Origin of the sequence: Candidatus Methanoperedens sp. (assembly GCA_027460525.1) — an archaeon.
Classification (GTDB): Archaea; Halobacteriota; Methanosarcinia; order Methanosarcinales; family Methanoperedenaceae; genus Methanoperedens.
In genome coordinates this window covers 13,367-37,340 of sequence record JAPZAS010000033.1, presented here as the reverse complement: position 1 = coordinate 37,340, position 23,974 = coordinate 13,367, and the positions used below count along the sequence as shown (strand labels likewise).

General features: G+C 43.5%; 12 protein-coding genes. 2 read left to right on the top strand and 10 right to left on the bottom strand.

The window, feature by feature from the left end; all coding sequences use genetic code 11:
• From O8C68_11980 to O8C68_11935, 10 genes are all read right to left on the bottom strand, one after another.
• Positions 1–4,285, bottom strand: a 4,285-nt coding sequence (locus tag O8C68_11980) for a hypothetical protein (protein MCZ7396510.1), incomplete at its 3' end; no start/stop codon positions are given.
• A 566-nt stretch (positions 4,286–4,851) separates the two neighbouring features.
• The gene (locus tag O8C68_11975) at positions 4,852–5,118 is read right to left on the bottom strand and encodes a hypothetical protein (GenBank protein ID MCZ7396509.1); all 267 of its coding nucleotides are present in this window, start codon (positions 5,116–5,118) and stop codon (positions 4,852–4,854) included.
• 284 nt (positions 5,119–5,402) lie between these two features.
• A complete protein-coding gene (locus tag O8C68_11970) occupies positions 5,403–6,290 on the bottom strand; it encodes a hypothetical protein (GenBank protein ID MCZ7396508.1) in 888 nt (295 codons plus the stop codon).
• Between the two features lie 11 nt (positions 6,291–6,301).
• A complete protein-coding gene (locus O8C68_11965) occupies positions 6,302–8,707 on the bottom strand; it encodes an IPT/TIG domain-containing protein (GenBank protein MCZ7396507.1) in 2,406 nt (801 codons plus the stop codon).
• On the bottom strand, positions 8,704–10,572 hold the full coding sequence (locus tag O8C68_11960; GenBank protein MCZ7396506.1) for a S8 family serine peptidase: 1,869 nt from the start codon (positions 10,570–10,572) through the stop codon (positions 8,704–8,706). Before O8C68_11960 ends, O8C68_11965 begins: the two co-directional genes overlap by 4 nt.
• A gap of 6 nt (positions 10,573–10,578) precedes the next feature.
• On the bottom strand, positions 10,579–11,652 hold the full coding sequence (locus O8C68_11955) for an IPT/TIG domain-containing protein (protein ID MCZ7396505.1): 1,074 nt from the start codon (positions 11,650–11,652) through the stop codon (positions 10,579–10,581).
• Between the two features lie 465 nt (positions 11,653–12,117).
• Complete coding sequence (locus O8C68_11950; protein ID MCZ7396504.1) at positions 12,118–12,918, bottom strand: IPT/TIG domain-containing protein; 801 nt, start codon at positions 12,916–12,918, stop codon at positions 12,118–12,120.
• A 1,680-nt stretch (positions 12,919–14,598) separates the two neighbouring features.
• Positions 14,599–18,318, bottom strand: coding sequence for an IPT/TIG domain-containing protein (locus O8C68_11945; GenBank protein ID MCZ7396503.1), 3,720 nt, complete (start codon positions 18,316–18,318; stop codon positions 14,599–14,601).
• 465 nt (positions 18,319–18,783) lie between these two features.
• On the bottom strand, positions 18,784–19,686 hold the full coding sequence (sppA, locus tag O8C68_11940) for a signal peptide peptidase SppA (GenBank protein MCZ7396502.1): 903 nt from the start codon (positions 19,684–19,686) through the stop codon (positions 18,784–18,786).
• Positions 19,687–19,730: 44 nt separating this feature from the next.
• Positions 19,731–21,443: an ATP-binding cassette domain-containing protein gene (locus tag O8C68_11935; protein MCZ7396501.1), complete on the bottom strand. Its 1,713-nt coding sequence runs from the start codon at positions 21,441–21,443 to the stop codon at positions 19,731–19,733.
• A gap of 218 nt (positions 21,444–21,661) precedes the next feature.
• Here O8C68_11935 and O8C68_11930 point away from each other — a divergent pair, with 218 nt between their 5' ends.
• Both O8C68_11930 and O8C68_11925 read left to right on the top strand, forming a co-directional pair.
• Entirely contained in the window at positions 21,662–22,672 is a 1,011-nt protein-coding gene (locus O8C68_11930) for a tetratricopeptide repeat protein (GenBank protein MCZ7396500.1), read from the top strand.
• Positions 22,673–22,696: 24 nt separating this feature from the next.
• Entirely contained in the window at positions 22,697–23,968 is a 1,272-nt protein-coding gene (locus O8C68_11925) for a PQQ-binding-like beta-propeller repeat protein (protein MCZ7396499.1), read from the top strand.
• The last annotated feature ends 6 nt before the right edge of the window (positions 23,969–23,974 follow it).

Sequence of the window (23,974 nt, the reverse complement as noted above, 5' to 3'; positions counted from 1 at the left end):
TTATATTGATATCCGAAGTTACGTTTTTCATTTGCGAATCAAATTTCCCATCGACCGGTTTAAGAGGCCTCCCGTTTCCAGATGTGCCTATTTTATCCAGGAAATATTCAGCAGCTCTTATTTTGAATTTATAGCCAGCGATTGCTTCAGCCACCAGCTTAACTGTTTCATTCCTGCTTACCTTAGTTTTAGATAATGAAATTTTATTTATCACAGGAGATACATCAAACCTGACCAGAGTATGGGAATTCTGGATGTGGCAGGTCGGGCAGTTCTGTTCGGATGCGTGAGGCTCATCGCTGATATTTATTGCCCCAAAATTTGGATTCTCCTGATAGACGTGACAGGATTTGCAATATCTTGGTGTAACATAGGTTGGAATATGCGCCTGCGGCTCCTGCCCATCCAACGTGTGGCATGCCCAGCATGCTTTATCAATCGAATCCGACAAAAGGGTTTTAACGGAGGCATTAATGTTCAACCTGTAGTGCTTTCCCAATCTTGATGAAACAGCATCAACATTTGGAATATTAAGTTTTCTTGAGGTATCATGGCACTTAACACAATCAGCCCACGCTCTTTGATCGGTATACAGGTTAGGTGCGTGGAAATTCTCCGGGACTTTCCCCACTATAAACGTATCATTGGGGAAAAGCCAGCTGCTATTAAATCCAAAAACTGTGGTGTTGGCGGTTGTTTGCCTTATCGATGGTGAAATCGCCACAACGTTCTTAAGTAATATGAAATTTGGATTTGCCTGGGCAACCGACGCAAGGTTTGCGCTGAAAACCGTTACATTGGTATCTTCGTATCCTTTATATCTGAGTGCACGCGTGTAATTAAACTCAGACCCGCTGGTAACTGCCCAGTCCTGGACAACGCTGTTGTTAATCATTAAAGCCAGCAATGCCTGTTTGCTGTCAGTACTGACGCCATTAAGCTTCAATGAGACGTTCTCTCCAATGTTCCACGTTTCCCCCTCGGTTAGATATTTCTGTGATGTGGGTGAGGGAAGAAATTTCCCAAAATTGGTATTGATCTGGCTTAAAACATAATCATCGTTATTATAGTATATCTTACTTTTATTTTCAGATACGAAATCAACGAGTACATTGGTGTAATATACTATATCATGATTGGGGTTATCTTTGACATCCCTGTCGATGACCAGATACCGTCCTTTTTCCGGGGAATACCGGTACAGATGACAGGCAAGGCATGAAGTGCTATTGGTTTCTGCATGGACTCTTGCTGTCCTGAATCCACTGAACTTAATGAGGCTTTGGCTTGCGCCTTTGAAGATGGAGGTCATATTCAATATAATAATGGGCGTTCTGAACGTTCCATTGTCGATAGTAATATATTCCTCATAGTTATAAGGAACGCCAACAAGAAGTGAGAACTCATCTACAATACCATAGTTTTTGAAAAGCTGGATTAAAGCCTCGCTCCTTTCCGTGGAGATCTGCACCACTTTCATGGAATATCCATCACCGAGGTATATGCTCTCTCCCTCATAAGCTGTCAGTTTGTTTCGTTCTTTTTCAAGTTCAACAAGGGAGGTTGTGTTCTTGTATATTAACGTTGCATTCCCCCAGACTTCACTATTGTTTTTAACCATATGGCAATAGGTGCAGTTGAAGGAATCAATTAAATTATCTTTTGTCGCGTAATGTGATACAAGAGCCAGTTGCGGGTGGTTATCCGTTATCACCACACTGTTTATATGGCAGATCTGGCATTGTATTGAAGTGGTTATATTATAATTCGTACCATTGTTCGGATTGCCGTTCAGGCTTGCATTCTGGAAATGCGAATAGACCATAGGCTCGTTATAGGGGGATTGTGAGAGTGAATGGCAGTTGTTGTTGTTACAGGTTTTTGGAGTTTTGTAATTTAATGGATGCCCGCCGACAGGCTCAGTCGCATTTCCATGGCATGCCCAGCAGGCTTTATCCGCGGTATCTGAAAGCGATGTGTTGTTCATCGCAAAGCTGTTGAGGTTCCTGTGTACGCCTTCCTTGAAAGCTGAAAAATTTATCCTTTTATCCAGTGGCGCACCCATTGCGTTCACATTATGGCATGAGATGCAGTCCGGCCCCCCTCTGGCTGGGATGATGCTGTGAACAAAATAAGCAGTCGTGGATGGAGAGGAGCTACCATGGCACTGGACGCATATACTATCAGACCACACATCAAGGGAGTGGTTGAAGAACGTAGTGTTATCGTTGGCCATTGCGGGTACCAGACCTGTCATGTTCTGTATTTCCGGAGGTACCGGAGAGTAGGAAGTGCCATTATATGAGTAGTTTCCTGCCGGATTGCTCTTATTATAATGGCAGTTGGCGCACCAGTAGCTTGTATTGGTTATGCTCTGGTTAGGCATGTTTCCGGATCTAATATTCTCAATTTTTCCAAGTGCTTTCGATGCGTGGGTGGCATTTCCATGGCAGTAGATGCATGAACTCAGCTGAGCAGCATTGTCCCAGTAGGCTTGTTGCGAACCATTCCATAATGCTCCTGAATTAGGGTTGGCACTGTGTTTCACTGGCGTAGGTATGATCGGTGCTTCAGAAAATTTTGCAAGCCCACTATTCTGGTGGCAGGTGGTGCAGTTGACAGCTAAAAACGGTAATCTAAAAGCAGGGAGCTGGAGGCTAAAGTCATGACAATCTCCGCATGATGTTGCATTTATGCCACGATAGCTCCCGTCTGGTAATATATATTTAATATTATGAACATCTGAAGGTTTCTCTGTATGGCATCTGATGCATTCGACCTTACCATTATGCCTGTCTTTTTTAAGCCTGTCATTACTATGACATTTAAGGCAAAAATCAGAATTTGGAACAGGCTTGGAGATATTCGCTCCATGCAGTATATCCTGCCCGTGGCAACGTGTACAGCTTGGGAGACCAGCAGGATGAGCAGGAAAAGTAAAAACCACGTCTGAGGTATGGTTACCTAACATCGAGTTGCCTGCATTCTGCATCACGTTTGAGAAGGCGGTTGTGGAGTTCTGGTGGCAGTAGGGACAATTCTCGTTCGAACCGATCCGTAACTCGGGTCGTTTCTTACCGTAATGATAGAAACTCCTGTTCCCGCCATTGAGCCTTACTCCGTCACCGGGGAATGAACCGGTATCAGTATCGTTATTCGGAAGGAGCATCTCGCTTACGTTCTCATGACAATTTATGCATGAAGAGATGTTGGAACTTGAATTGCCGGCTTTGATAGTGGTGCCGCCATAGTAATGCTGAGCTACCTGTAATCCTCCCCATGCGAGGGTTTGAGTATAATATTGACCTGAGGAGAGATGACAATCATCGCATTTCTTGGGTGTGTTGAAGATATCACCCATTCCCTGGTTGCTTGGATTGTTACTGATGTTACCATCAGTATCATGACATCCCCAGCAAGCACCGTTGATTGAAGCAACTCCCGCATTCGATGCGTTCTGGCTGTTCATACCTGCATGAACACTCAGGTTTATGGCTGTTGTATCGATGTTATGGAATGCACTGCCAATATAATGGCATGATATACAGTCCGGTCCCCCGGCCCCTACAACGCTATGAAGTTTTTGAGGTTTCGTGCCTGGTCCAGTTCCATGGCATAAATAACACGTTGAAATGTTCATTCCCGTCGTATTATGTGAAGGATTGGGAGCCAAAACAAATTGAGGATCCTTGGCGATATGGCAGATAATACAATCTGCTTTCATTGTTCCATTATATGCATCTCCCAATTCCCAGCTCATGTCATGGAATGAAGATTTATCCTTAGCCAGCGGATCGGCTGACACACTGGAATTTGAATGGCATGTTCTGCAAGTAGCATTGCCATTCCAATTTGGGTCATCGTGCTTGAACTCCGTAATCGTCCTGTTCAGAGCCTGGAATGGAGAGGTCGCATTGGGACCATGGCAATAAGCACAGTAGTTCGTTGTCGGTACTGTAGGTCTCTGTGCATAATGAGAAGTTATATTGGGGATACCTGTCCCGGGATTTGCTGTGACTTTACTGTGACAATCCACACATGAATAGTTAGTGACAGAAGGCAAATAATGCGTGCGAACTTTTGGTGCTTGCGGAGTTTCGGGTCTGCCGCTGCCTGTATGGCAGTCTGCGCACTGCCATATATTGCTTCTATGCATATCCCGATTATAGTGGCATGCCCAGCAATCGCTGTTATTTATTAAACCAAATCCATCGGTCGTAATATTGACATGAACACCCAGAGAGAAGGCTGTACTATTAACATTTCCAGGGGGTGTACTATTCAATAGCCCAGGAGCTGTACTATTAACATTTCCAGGGGTGCCGCTTATATGGCATGAAATGCAGCCCTCATGATTTGTACCAGGGTGACATATTAGACAATTTCTAATTATCACAACTGTGTTATTTTTGATTGCATGACAATCTGTACACACCTTTTTTCCATAATGTACCAGATGATGATGCGTGTCTACTGTATTACCGTGACAACTTCTGCAATCTGTTTCTGTATTATAAGAAGGATACGCTGACGCTAAAGTGTATTGGCTAATACTCACCAGCAAAACCGTAAAAATCACTATCAACCTCCTGTCATTTTTCATTTCTAAACCACATCGTATCATTCCCTCACGATGAGCACTTAATATCTTTAATTCCCTTCACTGGCGATTCTTTTCTGCCAGCCCGCCTTTTAGCTATCTCGATGGTGGTTTTTTCCCATCATTTCTGGCGTTATGATGGGTATATTTTCTGGTATTTCTATCTTTTCTTTTTTGGTTTTCATTTATTTAATATATACGCACACTGCATTCATTAATGTTTCAATTGATGGGATACACGACCGTAAATCTTAATAAAGTTCGGTTTCATCTTTACACCTATAAAAAATATTTCTAATGTTTCCTCCTATGAACTGCCCTGAGGCAAACGATAGCATAAGAAGTGGTATTATCGTCCAACTGAAACCAGATATTATCCTCAACAGAAATACCAGAGGAACTGGTAGATGTATAGCCATCATCCACTGCCTGGAAAACCTATCGGCCTTGGATCTCCAGTAGCCGAAGGGTATATTGATTAATATTACTATCAATATTAATTCAATTAGCGAAAGCATATTATAATTTCTCCTGTTGTTGTGTTTTCTTATTCATCTTCGTGGTGTCAAGGGGGTAGAGGAGACCCCCAACTGAAAGGTTGGGTAGAACCATGCTCCTTGAAGTATTTGCCAGTCTTGACGATAACTGGCTATCGTTTTCAACTCTACTAAGAATGTATTAGCAGTTCCTGACAACTTCAGTTCATTTGCCTTTACCGTGTGCATGGACTTTCGTTCCTTCAAACTTGACTCCGGTATGTTCAATAAATACCCAAGGTTCCTGAACCATGTGCCCTCTACTTCTATTCTGCACCAGCATGACAAGCTAGACAATAAGGACCCGGAGGTGGAGTCGGAGTCGGGGTAGGTGTTGCTGTTGGAATCGGGGTAGGTGTTGCTGTTGGAATCGGGGTAGGTGTTGCTGTTGGAGTCGGGGTAGGTGTTGCTGTCGGAGTTGGGGTAGGTGTTGCTGTCGGGGTCGGGGTAGGTGTTGCTGTTGGAGTCGGGGTAGGTGTTGCTGTCGGAGTCGGGGTAGGTGTTGCTGTTGGAGTCGGGATTGGAGCTGGGGTCGGTGATGCAACAGTCTCATTAACATAGAAACGGCCGCTATTTGAGCCTGTAGACCCACCATTTGTTCCCAGACTCACTTTTCCTCCTTTTGGAGTCGTAACTGAGACTTTTAATGCTGGATATGAACCCGCAGGAGCAGTGCCATTAATTTTTCTCAGATCTATGCTATATTTTGTACTTTTAGTTACACCATTGGTCACATATCCCAATGATGTAAAAGTGCCTCCTTTAGCATAACCCAGATCAAAACGATATGTCGCAGGACTTGATAAATAAAAAGTAGCACCTGGTTTGCCTACTATTTTAGTATCAGAACTATATGGGGTTGGATAAATTGCCAAAAACTGGTCTCCGGATGAAGTCCTTGTCAATGTATCGCTGTTACATGTGAATCCTTTACTGCTGAGAGTAGTATTTTTGTATGATGCTGGTTGAGCACCACATATCCCCCAGTTGGCTGTAAATCCTGACGAATCTATAGCTCCTGACGATGGGATCCAGTAGTACGTTTTATCGACAGCACTTGCCGCATTAACGGAAAATAATATTGAGAAAAATATAATCGAGATTATTACACTTTGTCTCAATATTCTATATTTTTTCATATTTTTATATTTCATGATAACCTCCTTCAATTCGTGACCAGTGCAGAATTGTCACCGGTTGGTGTTATCACAGTTACCGTGTCGCCGACTGCCGCTTGCGCACTTACCGCTACTATCTGCGTATCGGTAGAGCTGGTGATACCATCAGACGGTATGATTCTTCCATCAGCCTTGGTAATGGCAATCATCTGCTGATCAGCTCCAAGTCCTGTACCATCAATGGTCAATACTCCAGCTGTTAATTTCGCTGAAGTAATTGTACCTGGTGCTAAAGCTAACACTGAGGTCAGTGTGCTTGTCACGCCACCTTTTTCGACCTGGACACTATGGCCGCCTACGGCCAGGTTCACAGTCACTACTATCTGTGTATCTGTCAGAGACTTCTGTGTTGCAGCTACTCCATCTACTAATATCGTCGTCGTGTATGGAGCTTCTACAAAGTTGCTGCCTGTGAGGGTTACATCTGTGTCTACACCAGCAGTCAACGTGCCTGGAGCTATACTCGCCAAACTCATAGCTTTTGGACCTGGGAATGGATTATCAGCGCTGGTAAACCAGCCCTGATGGCACCCAGCGCAGTCTGAGTTATTTCCTATATGGCCGTATCCAGCAATTCCTTGGTCAATGGTTTGTTGAACAGTTAAACCAGGAGCATTAGCCTCAATATTGTGTATGGTCTGTACAGAGTGACACTTTTCACATCCAGTACCGTTGAGTGTATCGCCCGCATTAATCATTGTTGAATTTCTGAATTCAAAATGTGGCTTGGAGGTATCCCATTGGAACATTGAGGTGTACGATGGATATGATTGATTCAACCATACTTCATACCTCTCCGCACTTGGCTCTGGATTATAGTCTGGAACTGGTTCTGCTCTAAACCCAGATGATACATGACAATTGTTGCACTGGTAACCTACCCAGAATCTCACGGTATGGTGAGTAGTATCGCTGTTATAGATTTGTGGGTTTGCCGTTGGATCGGCATCATGGCAAGCTAAACATCCGCCCCAATTTCTTCCGCCTCCAACTGTGGCATTTATCTTGAAACTGGCAAATGGAGTTACCATGGATACATTGTAGGATGGTACGTAATGATTATCGTTGTAATTGGCTACAAAACCAGAACCGTGACATCTATTGCACTGTCTATCTGCAGCCAAATAAGCAGCTGGAAACGCTAGATTTGACGATGAATTCTTTATCGTATTGTGATGCGGTCTGCCAGGGGATCCTCGAATTGCTGACAGGTTTACTGTGTTAGGCGCGACAGGTGCTCCATTGTGGCAACCATGACAATTCCTTTCTATATATACCGTTTGAGTACTAGCTTGCCATGGATGACAATCCAAGCAACCCAGTTTTGTGTTTGCTTTTCCTACCATGAAGTGGTGGATATCAGGAGCCGATGGATGGCAACCTCTGCAAGTGGTCACTGACAGATTTTGCATTATTGTATCTGGGAAACCAATGTTTTGATTTACCGGCGGTGCCGGGTGAGTTGGAGTTAGGGTAGGACCCGGAGGTGGAGTCGGAGTTGGAGTAGGTGTTGAAGTTGGTGTTGGGGTGGGTGTTGAAGTCGGAGTTGGAGTAGGTGTTGCAGTTGGAGTTGGAGTAGGTGTTGGAGTAGGTGTTGAAGTCGGTGTTGGGGTGGGTGTTGAAGTTGGTGTTGGGGTGGGTGTTGAAGTCGGAGTTGGAGTCGGTGTTGCAGTTGGAGTTGGAGTCGGTGTTGGAGCAGGTGTTGAAGTCGGTGTTGGAGTAGGTGTTGAAGTTGGAGTTGGTGTTGGAGTTGGGGTAGCCGGTGCAACAGTTTCTGTAACCGTGAAACGACCGCTGTTTGTACCACTAGCTCCACCATTTGTTCCCAGACTCACTTTTCCTCCATTTGAAGTGGTGACTGAGACTTTTAGTGCTGGATATGAACCTGCAGGTGCAGTGCCTTTTATGGTTTTCAAATCTACGCCAATTTTTTGACCAGTAGAAGAAGTTACACTCTTGGTCACATTTCCCAATGATGTAAAAGTGCCTGCTTGAGCATACCCCACATCAAAACGAAATATCGCAGTATAGCTGGATTTATTACTTGATAAATAAAAATAGTTTCCGCCTTTGCCTACTAAATTGGTATTAGAACCATATGCTGTTGTATTAATCGCCAGGAACAAATCGCCTGCATTTGATCTGCTCAATATGCCGTTGGTACAGGATGATGCTGAACTTTTAAGACTGGTTACCCTGTATCCATCTTGAGGACTGCAACTGCTCCAGTTGGTAGCAAAACCTGCTATAGAAACTCCAGTTTTATCATCCCAGTTGTACGTTTTATCTACAGCACTTGCTGCATTAATAGACAATAATATTGAGCAAAATATAATCGAGATTCTTACACTTTGTCTCAATATTCTGTATTTTTTCATATTTTTGTTTTTCATGATGACCTCATGTTTGTTATTGTTCCTGTCGATCCTTTATCTCCATTTGGAATAAACACAAAATCAAGTTTGGGTGATTCAATATTCATATTGAAATTTACAACCTGTGATTTTTTGAGTTTATATTTGGAGGATAGATCCTTTCTAAGTACACCATTTTCATAGACATTCACATCAATTTCTGATAGTTTGCTATTTGTTATGGTTATTGAATAGTCTCCTTTTAAAAGGGAAACTTGCTTCGCATTTTTACTTGATGAACGTTCCTTAACGACGAGATTTAATATGATTTCAACAATATTTTTATCCTCAGCTATATTGTTGCTCACATCATTGTCAGCACTGGTCGATTTTACTTCAACTCTATTTGTGTAGTTTCCTATGGTTGTATTTGGTACTGTATAACTGACATTGATATTTGCCGTGCCATCTCTTGACATAGTTCCCAGATCGCAGGTAAAGTTAATCGCTGTATCACAAGTTCCTTGAGATGATGTAACAGGACCCCGGATAAATCCGCTGGGCCACGTATCAAATACTTGTACACCTGAGGCATCCGAAGGACCGTTGTTCTTTACAGTAATAATATAAGTATAGGTCTTCCCGTCTCCTGCAATGATATTGGATACAGCTTCATCTTCAGTTATCGACAGGTCAGCATTAGCAGATGCCGAAGCATAAGCAGATGCCGAAGTTCCAAGAAGGGCTTTAGATGCATCTACTATACCATATCCGTATATATCATCCTTGCCTGGAATTCCTGCATCAAACGCTGTACTATCAATTATCTGCCTGACATCTTTATTATCTCTTTTTCCATCACCATTGACATCAGGAAAATTTGTTGAAAATATGAGAGCCGCTACACCTGTCACATGCGGAGCCGCCATAGATGTTCCGCTCAAAATACCATATCCACCCTGTACCGTAGAATTTATATTTACCCCGGGTGCAGCAACTTCAATCTTCTGATCTTTTGGAGAGAAACTTGCATTCTGACCATTCTGATCTATAGCCGTCACAGCAATAACAGAATCGTATCCCGCAGGATATAAAACAGGGCGTCCATTTGTATTTCCTCCCGCTGCAACTAATAATACGCCAGAATCATATGCGGAATTAACCGCATCGAGCACAGCAGTATTATTTTCAGTACTTCCAAAGCTCATGGAAATGATATTCATCCCATTGTCTTTCGCCCATTCTATGCCAGATATGATCCAACTGGCATCACCAAAACCGCCTCCGTCCAGGACTTTGACTGCATATATACTTGCCCCAGGCGCTACTCCTACAACTCCAATACCATTATGTTCTGCAGCTATAATACCGGAAACATGTGTCCCGTGACAAGTCTTATAATATGATAGACAATTGTCGTCCCGTGGATCTGGATAGTTGTTGACAAAATCGTATCCGCCTTTATAATTTCCAGCCAAGTCTGGATGGTTATAGTCGATTCCTGTATCGAGTACAGCTATTTTTACTCCAGTTCCATTGATACTTTGGTTATGTACGGGCTCACTACCGATATACTGGACCCCCCAGGAACTGGAATATTCATCTGTCATCCTGAAAATAGTGTCATTTACTATATAGGCAACTCTAGGATCTTTTTTGATCTCTTCGATTTTGTCTTCAGGTATTCTTGCCGAGACTGCATTTATCAGATGAAAATCTTTTTTCACCTTACCGCTATGACTTTGGACGACCAATTCCTTTGCTGAAACTCCAACAACAGGCTTATGATAACCAATTATAACGTCACGATCTGCTGCAAGTGCCATTCCGCTTAAAATAATGATAATAGCACAGGTAGATAGAGCCACATTCAGAACCACTTTACCTTTTTGTGGCATTTTCATATTATTTTATTCTCCTGTGACCTGTGTGGAATTGGTACCATAAATGCTATTGACTGTTGTTGTATCTCCAATCGTTGCATCTGGACTCGTGACAATAATAGACGTTTCTGACCAATTTGTAACTTGTACGGAACGGAACGTAGTTCCGCTATTGATCGTCACATTTGTCCAATTGTTATATGCAGGATTGTATGTTCCAAATCCTGAACCATTGATCGTAACTGTCGTAGAATTAATTAGAGCAGAGTTGACGATGACTTCCGGCCCAACTACAAATGGTCTTTTATTACTTTCTGCATTTCCATCTTTTAAAACATATATTGCGTACAAACCTTTATTCATTGGTGGTATCGTTACAACAATTTGATATGGGGTTATACTAGTCGGAATTATTGTAATATTAGTTGTAGTTGTTCCGTTTTTAATAACTCCTTTTGTAAGGGCTACAATTGATGATCGAGTGATACCATTAACTGTTGTCACAAAGTTTTCTCCATGGAGGGTCAATTCTGTCTGTTCTCCTATAAGTGCCTGATTTGTACTAAGGTGGTCAATAGTAGGTACGATAAGGTCAGATCCTGGTGCTAAACTGCCTGCTACATACCATGCATGACAACCTTGGCAATCATTTGGTCCAAGATGACCAAAGCCTGACTGCGAAGATGTATTGGCAATGTCCCACTGAATATTATGTATGGCATTTATACCATGACATCGTTCACAATATCTTATAGAATCAGGTCCGTATGTACCATCATGATTTCCATGGCAAATTACACATCTTGTAACATCGTTATTCTTGAATCCGCTCAAATTTCCTAAGTTGTGATGTGTCTTATTATTACTTGCTATGAAAGGAGTGGCTGTCAAATCCTGTTCATGACATGATTCACAACCACCCCATTTCCTGCCACTTGTTAGATTGATTACTTTAAAAGTTGTACTGGGTGTCAAATTGGATAGTGGGGAAGTAGCTATATAGTGTCCATCGTCAATATTATCTACCAGACTTCCATGACAGGCTCGACAATGTCCAACCGTTGCAGCTTGTGTTTCGTGATGCGGTCTTCGAATATTCATCCCGTTAAAGGTATTATTATGGCATTGTAAACAATTCCTAACCATTGTAATACCAGTCCCATCTGGAAGAACAGGGTGACAATCTTTACATTGAAATGGCTGACTTGTGTACCGATTTATAGTATTGTTCGCTACAAGGTTATGATGCGTGTCAGGTACACCTGATGCGTGGCAACCTCTGCAAGTGCTCTCTTGATAAGTGACAAATAATGTATCATAGACTCCCATTCTTTGGGGTACTGGAGGTAGCGCAAATGCTAAACTTATGAGAGTAATGAATACTATACCTGGTATTACATAATATATTATTAGATGATGTTTCCTATCCTTATCCATAAAATTTTCATCCCTTGTTTTTCTGCAGTCTCCCAATTTCTCCATTTTCTGACATGAATAGAAAAAAAATTGAAAGAAGAGATTATGTATCCCTTCTTTCTTTCAATTTTGGTTTTTTATATTTACTCCTTACGAGATTTTAGCCGTAGCTGTTTTACCAGATGCTGTTTTCACTGTTACCATTTGGTTTACTTTGAAGTTGGTAGGAACATTTGCTACTATCGTTGTAAGAGACCAAGATTTGATACTCTTAGCATAGTAGGTCTTTCCTGATATGACAATCCAAATGTTGTTCTGAGGATTTTTCGACGGCTTAGTTTCAAACCCTGAACCAGCAATGGTTAAGACTCCATTTTTCAACGTCGCCGACGTGATAGATGGCCCTGGTGTTGGTGTTGGTGTTGGTGTGGGTGTTGGTACTGGTGTTGGTGTTGCTGTTACTCCAGCTACGATTGTTGCTGTGGATTCACCGGTTGGTGTCTCCACTTTTACAGTGTCGCCGACTGCCGCTAGGGAAGCTGCTGCTACTGTCTGGGTTTCGGTCGAGCTTGTGATACTATCCGAAAATACGGTTCTTCCATCAGCCTTGGTAATGGCAACCGCTGACTGACCGGCTCCAAGTCCTATACCATCAATGGTCAGGACTCCGTCTGCCAGTTGCGCTGAGGCAATTGTACCCGGTGCTATAGCTATCACTGTGGTCAGTGTGCTTGTCACGCCGCCTTTTTCGACCTGGACACTATGGCCGCCTACGGCCAGGTTCACTGTCACTACTATCTGTGTGTCTGTCAGAGACTTCTGTGTTGCAGCCGCTCCATCTACTAATACCGTCGTCGTGTATGGAGCTTCCACAAAGTTGCTGCCTGTGAGGGTTACATCTGTGGCTACACCAGCAGTCAACACTCCTGGAGCTATACTCGCCAAACTCATAGCTTTTGGACCTGGGAATGGATTATCAGCGCTGGTCATCCAACCCTGATGGCACCCATTGCAGTCTGAGTTATTTCCTATATGGCCGTATCCAGCTTTTCCTTGGTCAATGGTTTGTTGAACAGTTAAACCAGGAGCACTAGCCTCAATATTGTGTATGGTCTGTACAGAGTGACACTTTTCACATCCAGTACCGTTGAGTGTATCGCCTGCATTAATCATTGTTGAATTTCTGAATTCAAAATGTTTCTTAGAGGTATCCCATTGGAACATTGAGGTGTACGATGGATATGATTGATTCAACCATACTTCATACCTCTCCGCACTTGGCTCTGGATTATAGTCTGGAACTGGTTCTGCTCTAAACCCAGATGATACATGACAATTGTTGCACTGGTAACCTACCCAGAATCTCACGGTATGGTGAGTAGTATCGCTGTTATAGATTTGCGGGTTTGCCGTTGGATCGGCATCGTGGCAAGCTAAACATCCGCCCCATACTCTTCCGCCTCCAACTGTGGCATTTATCTTGAAACTGGCCATTGGAGTTACCATCGATACATTGTAGGATGGTACGTAATGGTTATCGTTGTAATTGGCTACAAAACCAGAACCGTGACATCTATTGCACTGTCTATCTGCAGCCAAATGAGCAGCTGGAAGCGCTAGATTTGACGATGAATTCTTTATCGTATTGTGATGCGGTCTGCCAGGGGATCCTCGAATTGCTGACAGGTTTACTGTGTTAGGCGCGACAGGTGCTCCATTGTGGCAACCATGACAATCCCTTTCTATATATACCGTTTGAGTACTCGCTTGCCATGGATGACAATCCGAGCAACCCAGTTGAGTATTTCCTTTTCCTACCATGAAGTGGTGGATATCAGGAGCCGATGGATGGCAACCTCTGCAAGTGGTCACTGACAGATTTTGCATTATTGTATCTGGGAAACCAATGTTTTGATTTACCGGCGGTGCCGGTATAGCTGCTATTCCTATTCCAACTAATACTGCAAACAGCAGTAAGGCTGGCACTATTTTTTTAAAATGTTTCATATTTTTACTCCTATCCTCCTTTTTTTATCGCAAAATATGTGATAGAATAATTACTGAAGTCGATTGACTCTCCTATGAATGAATCAATTTGCTTATCCTTATCCTAACCACAAATTATTACGACATTGTCCTATGTATAGGACATTGAATGTTATGCCATGCGTGCTAATATACTTTTCTATTGTTTTATGCATAATGAAAACAGAGTGTCTATTACCTTTGGATTTTTTTCGTTATATGATATAATAAGTCACATGATTTATTGGATGGGCTCCAAGCCAAAATCAAATCTCTGGCTTTTATTTTGAGATTCCTTTAACTATGATGAGAAGACCATCTGGTTTTCCGTTTGTCCTTCCGTATTTCGAAATAATGAAACGTGTACTGGAAATAAGGAGTCTAAATTAAGTTTAAAGAAGAGATTTAAATCCCTTCTTTCAACGTTTCTACTTATTCTCCGCTACTCGCTGTCATCGCTTCGACTTTTTATTGTACAGTTACCGAAGCAACCTCCAGACATAGATCCGCTATTTGCACTCATCGGATTACCATTCTGGTCCTTGGCAGTCACCGTAAATGTCTGAGTACCTCCTCTTATTCACCTTTGCCGATGATGGTAAACTGTTATTGATTTAGCATGGGTGTTGGTGTAGGCGTTGGTATTACAATAGCAGCCGTTGCTTGTCCACTGTTTGCCGTTATCACTTCTACCGTATCTCCTGCTGCTACTGAACCAGATAATGTTGCCACTATCTGTGTATCGCTCCAGCTGATGATACTCGCGGAATAATTGATTATTCCTGCATGACTGAAAGTGACATATTGCTGAGCATTTGTTGCTGGTTGATTTCCCAGTCCAATTCCGGAGATAGTTAAGGTTCCGCCATCCAATGTCGCTGAAGACAAAGTGACCACTGGCACAACAGTCAATGTCGACAGTTTGCTAAGCGTATCGCCGCCTTTCACAAGTTGTACTGTGTGGACTCCTGCACTGAGTGCCGGAATGTTAACCACTATCTGTGAATCTGTTATAGATGTTGGTGTATATGTCACTCCATCTACAGTTACTACAGATGAATAGGCACCATTCACGAAGTTCGAACCTGTGATGGTGAGAGTAGCAGCAGTTCCTGCAGCCATTACTGACGGGCTTACACTATCCACATATGGAACAAGGGCTCCCGGCGTCCATGTCTCTGCTGGCGACCATGAAGGCAGCCATGAATTGTGACAACCAGAGCAATCCGTGTTATTGTTTATATGCCCAAGTCCTTGCTGTCCACCTGGGGCAGAGTTAAACTGGATGTTATGGATCGACGAGACACCGTGGCATTTCTCGCAGCCTGTACCATTAAAGGTGATATTAGTTGTTCCTGGTTCAAATACATCGGTTGCTTCAATGGTTGAGTTCCTAACTTCCATCGCATTGGTGAGAGTCTCACCAGTAAATGAATTATTTACGGTGATTCTCAATGGATCGGTTCCACCTGACGCAATTACATGGCACCAGAAACATGCCGCGCCCGGAGTCGATGCATTTTGGAATGCAGTCTTACCACCGAATCCGCCAAAACCCAATATTTCCTTGTGATGGTTGTCGTGGTTGCTGCCAATTGCTGGCGTTGCTGCAGGATTGGGGTCATGGCATGATAAACAACCTCCCCATACCTTATTGCCACCAAGTCCATCCGGTTGTGAGAAGTTGGTTGCTTTAAAGGTAGCGAAGGGGGTTATCATGAAGCCCGTAGCATAAGATGGTTTATAATGTCCATCGTTATAGTTGTTTACGAAACTGCCGTGACAGAAATTGCACGTCCTGTTTGCAGCAGGTGTTCCAATATTTGCGGTATCGCTCGATGTATCGACATGGTGAGGTCTACTGAAATTGCCTACATGTCCGCCGATTGAATCGCCCCAGAAACTTGTCCCATTATGGCAATCTACACAGCTTCGGTCCAATAATATTCCATTCCCTACTCCTGGATTGGACGGATGACAATCCCCGCAGCCGAAAGGGGCTTTGGTTAATGGATTTATCTTTTGAGTTGGTAACAGGATGTGATGCCTTGTTGGTACTCCACCAACAATGGTGTTATTGTATCCACCACTGACGTTTGTTCCTGATGTTTGATGGCATTGTCTGCACGCATTCTGGTTAGTTGCGTTGGTCTGAAGTTGGTCTATCCCCGTATCATATAAACCAAGGTTCTGAGGCACTGGTGGCGGTAATGATGACGTTGTAGGTGTAGGTGTAGGTGCAGGTGCTGCTGTCACGTTCCATATCCACACCTGTGATACAACACCATTGGAATTGGTTGCTGTGGCTGTTATGTTCCAGATACCATGAACTCCACTGGTGTTGGCATAACCGGCATTAGTCGCACTAGTATTTGTCTGAACCTGCGTCCCGTTGATATACCAGGTTACGTTCACACTCTGGTTAACGGTGATGTTAAAGGTTGGAGTTGCACCCACGATATCATTTACAGGCGAAGACGGAGCAAAACTGGTTATATTAGGTGCTCCTGTCGGGGCTGCTGTCACGGTCCATATCCACACCTGTGATACAACACCATTGGTATTGGTTGCTGTGGCTGTTATGTTCCATACGCCAAGGACTGCACTGGTGCTGGTATAACCGGCATCGGTTACACTCGTATTTGTCTGAACCTGGCTCCCGTTGATATACCAGGTTACGTTCACGATCTGGTTTGCAGTAATGTTGAATGTTCTAGTTGCACCAAAGATATCATTTACAGGCGAAGACGGAGCAAAGCCAGTAATTACCGGTGCTAAGGTTGGCGTTGGAGTTGGGGTAGGTGTTGGAGTGGGTGTTGGAGTTGTTACCGTAACAATCCAGGTAATAGTATTGCTTACGCCGTTACCATTAGTTGCATTGACTTTTATGGTATGAGTTCCGCCAGTGAAGCTGGTTGAGAAATTGTCAAAGTTATTGTTCTGGTTAACATCGTCCTGGAACCAGTTCCATGTGGTTATACTCTGGTTTGCAGTGGCATTGAACCTTGTGCCTTCGCTATTGTTCAGGGTTAAAGTCGTACTCTGATCATTTGTCTTGTTATTGCCCCATGAAGTGATGTTGGGTGCTCCCGGTGGTGGAGAAGTAACGTTCCAGAGCCATGTCTTTGAATCCATGCCGTTATCATTGGCTGCAATCGCGGTTACGTTCCAGAATCCTGCAACTGCACTGGTATTGGTGTAATTCGCTTCGGTCACACCGATATTGGTCGAAACATTTGTTCCATTGATGTACCAGGTCACGTTCACGGTCTGGTTGGCTGTTATATTAAAGATCCTTGTCGCCCCTGCTGCATCACTGACTGGCAATGAGGGAGCAAAGCCTGTAATTACCAGTGCTAAGGTTGGCGTTGGAGTTGGGGTAGGTGTTGGAGTGGGTGTTGGAGTTGTTACCGTAACAATCCAGGTAATAGTATTGCTTACGCCCTTACCATTAGTTGCATTGACTTTTATGGTATGAGTTCCGCCAGTGAAGTTGGTTGAGAAATTGTCAAAGTTATTGTTCTGGTTAACATCGTCCTGGAACCAGTTCCATGTGGTTATACTCTGGTTTGCAGTGGCATTGAACCTTATGCCTTCGCTATTGTTCAGGGTTAAAGTCGTGCTCTGATCATTTGTCTTGTTATTGCCCCATGAAGTGATGTTGGGTGCTCCCGGTGGTGGAGAAGTAACGTTCCAGAGCCATGTCTTTGAATCCGTGCCGTTATCATTGGTTGCAAATGCGGTTACGTTCCAGAATCCTGCAACTGCACTGGTATTGGTGTAATTCGCTTCGGTCACACCGATATTGGTCGAAACATTTGTTCCATTGATATACCAGGTCACGTTCACAGTCCGGTTGGCTGTGATATTTAAGATCCTTGTCGCCCCTGCTGTATCGCTGACTGGTGATGAGGGAGCAAAGCTCATTATGTTAGGTGCTCCTGCCGGGGCTGCTGTCACGTTCCAGATCCACACATTTGATACAACACCATTGGTATTGGTTGCTGTGGCTGTTACATTCCAGATACCATGAACTCCACTGGAGTTGGTATAACCAGCATTAGTCACACTCGTATTTGTCTTAACCTGCGTTCCGTTGAAATACCAGGTAACGTTCACACTCTGGTTAACGGTGATGTTGAAGGTTCGAGTTGCACCCACGATATCATTTACAGGTGAAGACGGAGCAAAGCCTGTGATTACCGGTGATATGGTTGGCGTTGGTGTTGCAACCGTCACTATAATATCTTTATAGTCCGTTTCCATACCTGTATTTGATTGCGTACCCTTGCCATCTGCAGCGTATGCTCTTATCGTAGATGTCACTCCTCCTGTCCAGTTTATGACAGAAAATTTTTGACTCGGAGCAACCGTGATAGACGATATACTTACGGTATTTTTTAGAAATTGTGATGGGTACTTATGACAACTTTCGCACGCAGCGTTTTGGTTAGCATGTGCTGACGCTCCCTGGATAAATGCCAGAGTCAACAATAACACTGTCATTACCGTTTTTTTGTTCGTTATTATATTCCTCCTATCCTCCTATCTTTTATAATCGCAACAATATGTGATAGAATAATTACTGAAAGTCGATAGACTCTCCTATGAAAGAATCAATTTGACTTACCTTTATCCTAACCATACATTATTACGCTATATCCTATCTATAGGACATTGAATGTTATGTCGTGCTTTATATACTTTTCGTATCTGTTAATGCACATGAAAATTGGATGTCAATCATCTTTGTTTTTTTTCGATTTTGTGCAAAAAAACTCACATATACAATTATGATATTGAGAGCATCTGCCCGTAAGGACTCTCAAAATAATAGCTTGTAACTCGAGAAACGTCTAATTTTTCCCCACCGAATAACAACTGTGAAAGCGATGGCTTATTGGCATAGATGATTTCTGGTTTGCCTGCTATTCCTCCAAGCGAAGCAGCAACATCTATCGCGTCATCAAGGCTTCCGAAATCATCCACCAGTCCAAGTTCCTTAGCTTTGGCACCAGTATATACCCTGCCATCTGCGATATCCTTGACTTTACTTAAAGAGAGATTCCTGTCCTCAGCCACTTCCTTCACGAACCGGCTGTATGCCTCGGCTATGGTCTGGTCTGCATAACGTTTTTCTTCGTCTGTCAATCCCCGCCAGTCCCCTCCCATATCCTTGAACGCACCCGATTTTGAGATGTAGAACGAAGTGCCGTCCTTTGCATAGAATGCGGATCTATTCTGGAATTCCCATATCACGCCTATGCTGCCTGTAATTGTATCAGGGTTTGCGATTATCTTATCTGCGGGGGCGCTGATATAATAGGCTGCGCTGGCTGCCACATCACCCATGGAAACTACTATGGGTTTTTTAGTTTTTTTCATCGCTGATACTATCTCCTCAGCCGCTGCAGGAGAACCTCCGGGGCTGTTTATCCGCATCACTATGGCTTTGACACCATCATCATCGGATGCGTCCTTCAGGCTTTTTGTGATTTCCTCGGATGTTGCAATTCCCAATCCTGCTGGGACACTGCCTGTGAGCATCTCTCCCTGCACATAGATTACTTCAACCCTGTTTTTTGAAATTCCCCAGTCCTTGCCGCCCAGGATTACATAGAAGCTCCCGGCTATTATGAGCAGCAAAATAAAAACCGATGCTATATAAATTAATATTTTTCTGGAACCTGTCATTCTTGTAAAAAATGTGATTACGTCAGCAAATAGTTATCCCTGTTTCAAGAATCTTCAAGGCAGGCGTAAAGGTATCTTGCTTCGCTGGCTTTTATGAACTCATTGCAAACTTCCTTCGGATTCCCGTCCATAACGATATGCCCTTTATCTATCAATATCGCCCTCTCTGCAACTTCTTTTATGAAATCAATATGATGGCTTATGAATATAATGGTCGTATTGAATTTCTTGTTGATATTTTTCAGGGAATTTGCGACATCGCGAAGCGTTATCGGGTCAAGGTCGCCGAAAGGTTCATCCAGCAAAAGGATGGAGGGTTTTGAAGCCAGAGCAAGCGCAAGAGCCGCTCTCACATTCTCGCCCCCGCTTATCTGGTACGGCTTGGCATCAAGAACCTCCAATGGTAAATCCACAGCCTCAAAGATGGGCTTTGCATAATTCAGCACTTCTGTAAGCGGATAGCTTGGGAAAAGTACTCCAAGGATAGCAGGCGTAAAACCCATACTTGCAAGCGTCTCTTTAGCATTTTCCGCCGGCATATCGGTCATCTTATACAGTTCATCCAGGTCTCTATCGGATATACCGAGTTCTTTGGCGCGCTTTCTTGATTCCTCTATGACACTCTGCCCTTTTACACCCAATCTGTATGCGAGCTGCTGTTTTATTGTGGAATGGGGCGAAAGGGCGAACTCCTGGTACATGATACTGGTAATCCTTCTGACCTCCATTCTCTTTGGCGAATAGGTGGACATTTCAACCCAGTCATTGTCAACCAGGAATTCTATCTCACCGTCATCGGGATATACGAGCCCGTCCATTGCATGGAGAAGCGTGGTTTTCCCTGCGCCGCTTGGACCTATCAGCGCGGCAATTTCGCCCTCTTTGAAATCAATATTAATGCTGTCGAGGTCGAGTACCTCTCCCTGCCTGATAAGCCAGTACCTCTTGGAGACGTTGCTGACCTTGATTACTGTCTTATCGGATTTGCGCTCCGGCATAAGAACGATTGGTTTCATTTTCTTGACAAATTCCTTTAATACGTCTTCTGGCTCTCCTTCCTCTATTATTTTGCCATTTTCAAGCCAGAGCACGCGGTGAGCAAGGTAGGCGTGAACTTCAGGTAGATGCGAGACTACAAGCGTCTTGAGTTTTAATCTCTCATTAACGTTCTTTATTGTATCAAGAACTCCCTGTTTTGTCGCCGGGCAGGTCATGGTCGCTGGCTCGTCCAGAAGAAGAAGATGAGGATTCGCAGCGAGCTGCCTTGCAATCAGCAGTCTCTGCTTTTCTCCACCGCTCAGCACTGCCGAAGAATGCTCTGCCTTTTTATCGAGATTTACAAGTTTCAAATACTCCATGCTTTCCTCGTACAATTCATCATAATAAGGCGAATCTTTTTCTGGCAGTATTTCGAACCCAAATCTCTCTGCATAGAGCCTGCGGAGTACGTTTTCATAAGCAGCCCCTGGCCACAGCCCAAAATTCCGCTGGAGATGAATGGCGGTCATTTTCTGGAGTTTCTTGATATCCGCAGCCGAAGCGTCGGGTTTGACCGTAAATCCATCTAGCTCAAAACTTCCGCCGACAAAGGGCTCAATGCCCCGTAATACCTTCAGTATTGTTGATTTTCCCCCTCCGCTTCTCCCGATGATACCGAGGATTTCACCCTCTTTTATATCGAAACTTAAGCCGTTCAGGACCCTGACTTTATCAGAATCGATTACATAGTCTTTAACCAGATTATTAACTTTCAGCATCGAAAGAGCCTCCAAAACATGCGGCAATTAGTGATCACAGATGTTGCGATTTCGTAATGTTTGAACGTCTATATATTCTTGTTGGTGAGTATTCTTAGTATTTTAGAAGGTTGTTCAATTTTTTAGTCCATTTCCACTAAGCGGGTGTAGAAAGATTTATACTTTCAAAAATAGTCTGAATACCAAACGATTATGGACGAGAGACTGAGGTAATATACATGAAAATAAGCGGGCTTTTTAAGAAAAAGGATTTGATGCAAGAGGCAGAGGATTACAAACGTACAGGCAAATACGACCGTGCCCTTGAAGCTTATGGAAACATCCTGGAACTTGACCCAACGAATCTGAAAGCATGGTACGACAAGGCGTCGATACACCTTACACTTGAACAATACCTTCCGGCTCTTGACGCTTACGAGAAGATTCTGGGACTTGACCCCATGAACGTAAAAGCCTGGTATGAAAAAGGTTTCATACTGCTTAATCTCGGGAGATTGGATGAAGCGCTTGAGGCTTATGATAAAGTGCTGGAATATGAACCCGAAAATACTAAACTGCTATATGAAAAAGTAATGATATTAAGGGAATTGAAAAAGGATGAGCAAGCCCTCAAGGTATATGAAAGACTGCTTGCGATAGATCCGAATAACTCAAAAATATGGTTTGAGAAGGGACTGATACTGTCCGAGCTTGGAAAGGATGCAATGCCGGTATACGAGAAAGTGCTTGAACTCGACCCGAATCATGCAGGTGCACTGGCACGGAAAGGGTTAAACATAGGTACGAAAAGACAATACGCTGAAGGTTTTGATTTGCTTGAAAAAGCACTCAAGATCGATCCTGCAAACTGGAATGCCTGGTTTGGAAAGGGAAAGGTCTGGGGGCTCAAAGGTTCTGACCTTGCCGCCCTTGATCGGCGTTACGATGCTATGAAAGCGTATGATACAGCACTGAAGGCATATGAAAAAGCCATCGAGTTAAATCCGAAAAATTCAATATTATGGTTCGAAAAGGGCATCATTCTCAAGGAACTTGACAGGAAGAATGAGTCAATGAAGGCTTTTGATAAGTCCATTGAGATCAACCCCAACAATACAAAGGCATGGTATGAAAAAGGATTGACGTTCAAGGAACTTGGAAGGGAGGAAGAAGCCATTAACCATTTTAAGAAAGTCCTTGAATTAGACCCTTCGCATACCCTTGCGCGCCATAAGCTAAAACAATTGTAAGATGTTAAAATGGGAAGAGCAAATATGAGATTGGCAATATGTCTGTTATTAGTGTCGATGCTTGCCACGCCTGCTTTTGCCTCGGACTGGAGCATGTTCAAAAATGATTTATCGCATTCCGGCTTTACGACCGACACGGTCAATCCGCCGCTTACCCTGAAATGGACTTACGACCTCGGATATGATACAGAATCATCCCCTGTAATAGTGGGCAATGTTTTATATGTGGGCTCAAATTATGGAATCCATGCCATAGATGTTGAATCTGGAAAAGAATTGTGGAGAACGAGCACCGACGGTTTTGTTAAAGCCGTTCCCACAGTCGTTGATGGGGTCTTGTATGTCGGACCCGATGCCAGACAATTCGTTGCTATTGATACGAAAGACGGGACTATAAAATGGGCTTATAAAAATACCACAGGTGGATATCAACATTCTGCTGCAGTCGTAAACAATCTGGTTTATGTGGAAACGGACGGTACCTTTTATGCTTTGAATGTTCAAACCGGAGAACCGGCATGGGTATCGCTCATAGGAAGAGTATCCGAATCCTCTCCTGCAGTCGCAGGCGGACTTATTGTCTTTGGAACAGACAAAGGTCTTATAATGGCGCTTGATGAAACTTCAGGAAAAGAGAAATGGCGTTATGACTCAGGCATAGCAGATGTCGTATCTTCGCCGCTCATTGCAAATGGAACTGTATTCATCGGTTCAAATGATGGAGATATCTACGCGCTGACCATGAACGGAGTTCTAAAATGGAAGTACAGCACAGGGAATAATGTGGAATCATCCCCATCCATAAAAGATGGCACGATTTTTGTAGGTTCAAGGGATTCCAACCTCTATGCAATTGATGCACAAACAGGAGCCCTGAAATGGCAATTTATGGCAGGAGGCTATGTGGATTCTTCGCCAGCGATTTCAAACGATGTTGTGTATTTCGGAGCAAGAAGTAATATGATATATGCTCTTGATGCAGATACCGGACGTGTTCTCTGGAGAAATACCACCGGGCAGGACCAGAAGGATTACATAACTTCCCCTGCTCTATCCGGGAATATGCTCTATGCGGTAACCAATGGCGGGCGTGTATTGGCGTTTTCCGGGGCACAGGTAACACCGGCAGCAACTGCAACCCCGACAATAAAAGAAACAACTGCTTCGCCAACCGCGACACCGACCTTAAGCCCGACTGCCACGCCGACTGGAACACGTAAAGCTCCAGGTTTTGAATTTTCAATAATAATACTGCTAATAACGATTGCAATAATAAAACGATGGAGAAATCGGTAAATTACC

What these genes read in the sequence shown, in the direction of transcription:
- O8C68_11975 (MCZ7396509.1), bottom strand. Translation starts at nt 5,118, where the DNA reads ATGCTTTCGCTAATTGAATTAATATTGATAGTAATATTAATCAATATA.
- O8C68_11970 (MCZ7396508.1), bottom strand. Translation starts at nt 6,290, where the DNA reads ATGAAATATAAAAATATGAAAAAATATAGAATATTGAGACAAAGTGTA.
- O8C68_11965 (MCZ7396507.1), bottom strand. Translation starts at nt 8,707, where the DNA reads ATGAAAAACAAAAATATGAAAAAATACAGAATATTGAGACAAAGTGTA.
- O8C68_11960 (MCZ7396506.1), bottom strand. Translation starts at nt 10,572, where the DNA reads ATGAAAATGCCACAAAAAGGTAAAGTGGTTCTGAATGTGGCTCTATCT.
- O8C68_11955 (MCZ7396505.1), bottom strand. Translation starts at nt 11,652, where the DNA reads ATGAATATTCGAAGACCGCATCACGAAACACAAGCTGCAACGGTTGGA.
- O8C68_11950 (MCZ7396504.1), bottom strand. Translation starts at nt 12,918, where the DNA reads ATGAGTTTGGCGAGTATAGCTCCAGGAGTGTTGACTGCTGGTGTAGCC.
- sppA (MCZ7396502.1), bottom strand. Translation starts at nt 19,686, where the DNA reads ATGACAGGTTCCAGAAAAATATTAATTTATATAGCATCGGTTTTTATT.
- O8C68_11935 (MCZ7396501.1), bottom strand. Translation starts at nt 21,443, where the DNA reads ATGCTGAAAGTTAATAATCTGGTTAAAGACTATGTAATCGATTCTGAT.
- O8C68_11930 (MCZ7396500.1), top strand. Translation starts at nt 21,662, where the DNA reads ATGAAAATAAGCGGGCTTTTTAAGAAAAAGGATTTGATGCAAGAGGCA.
- O8C68_11925 (MCZ7396499.1), top strand. Translation starts at nt 22,697, where the DNA reads ATGAGATTGGCAATATGTCTGTTATTAGTGTCGATGCTTGCCACGCCT.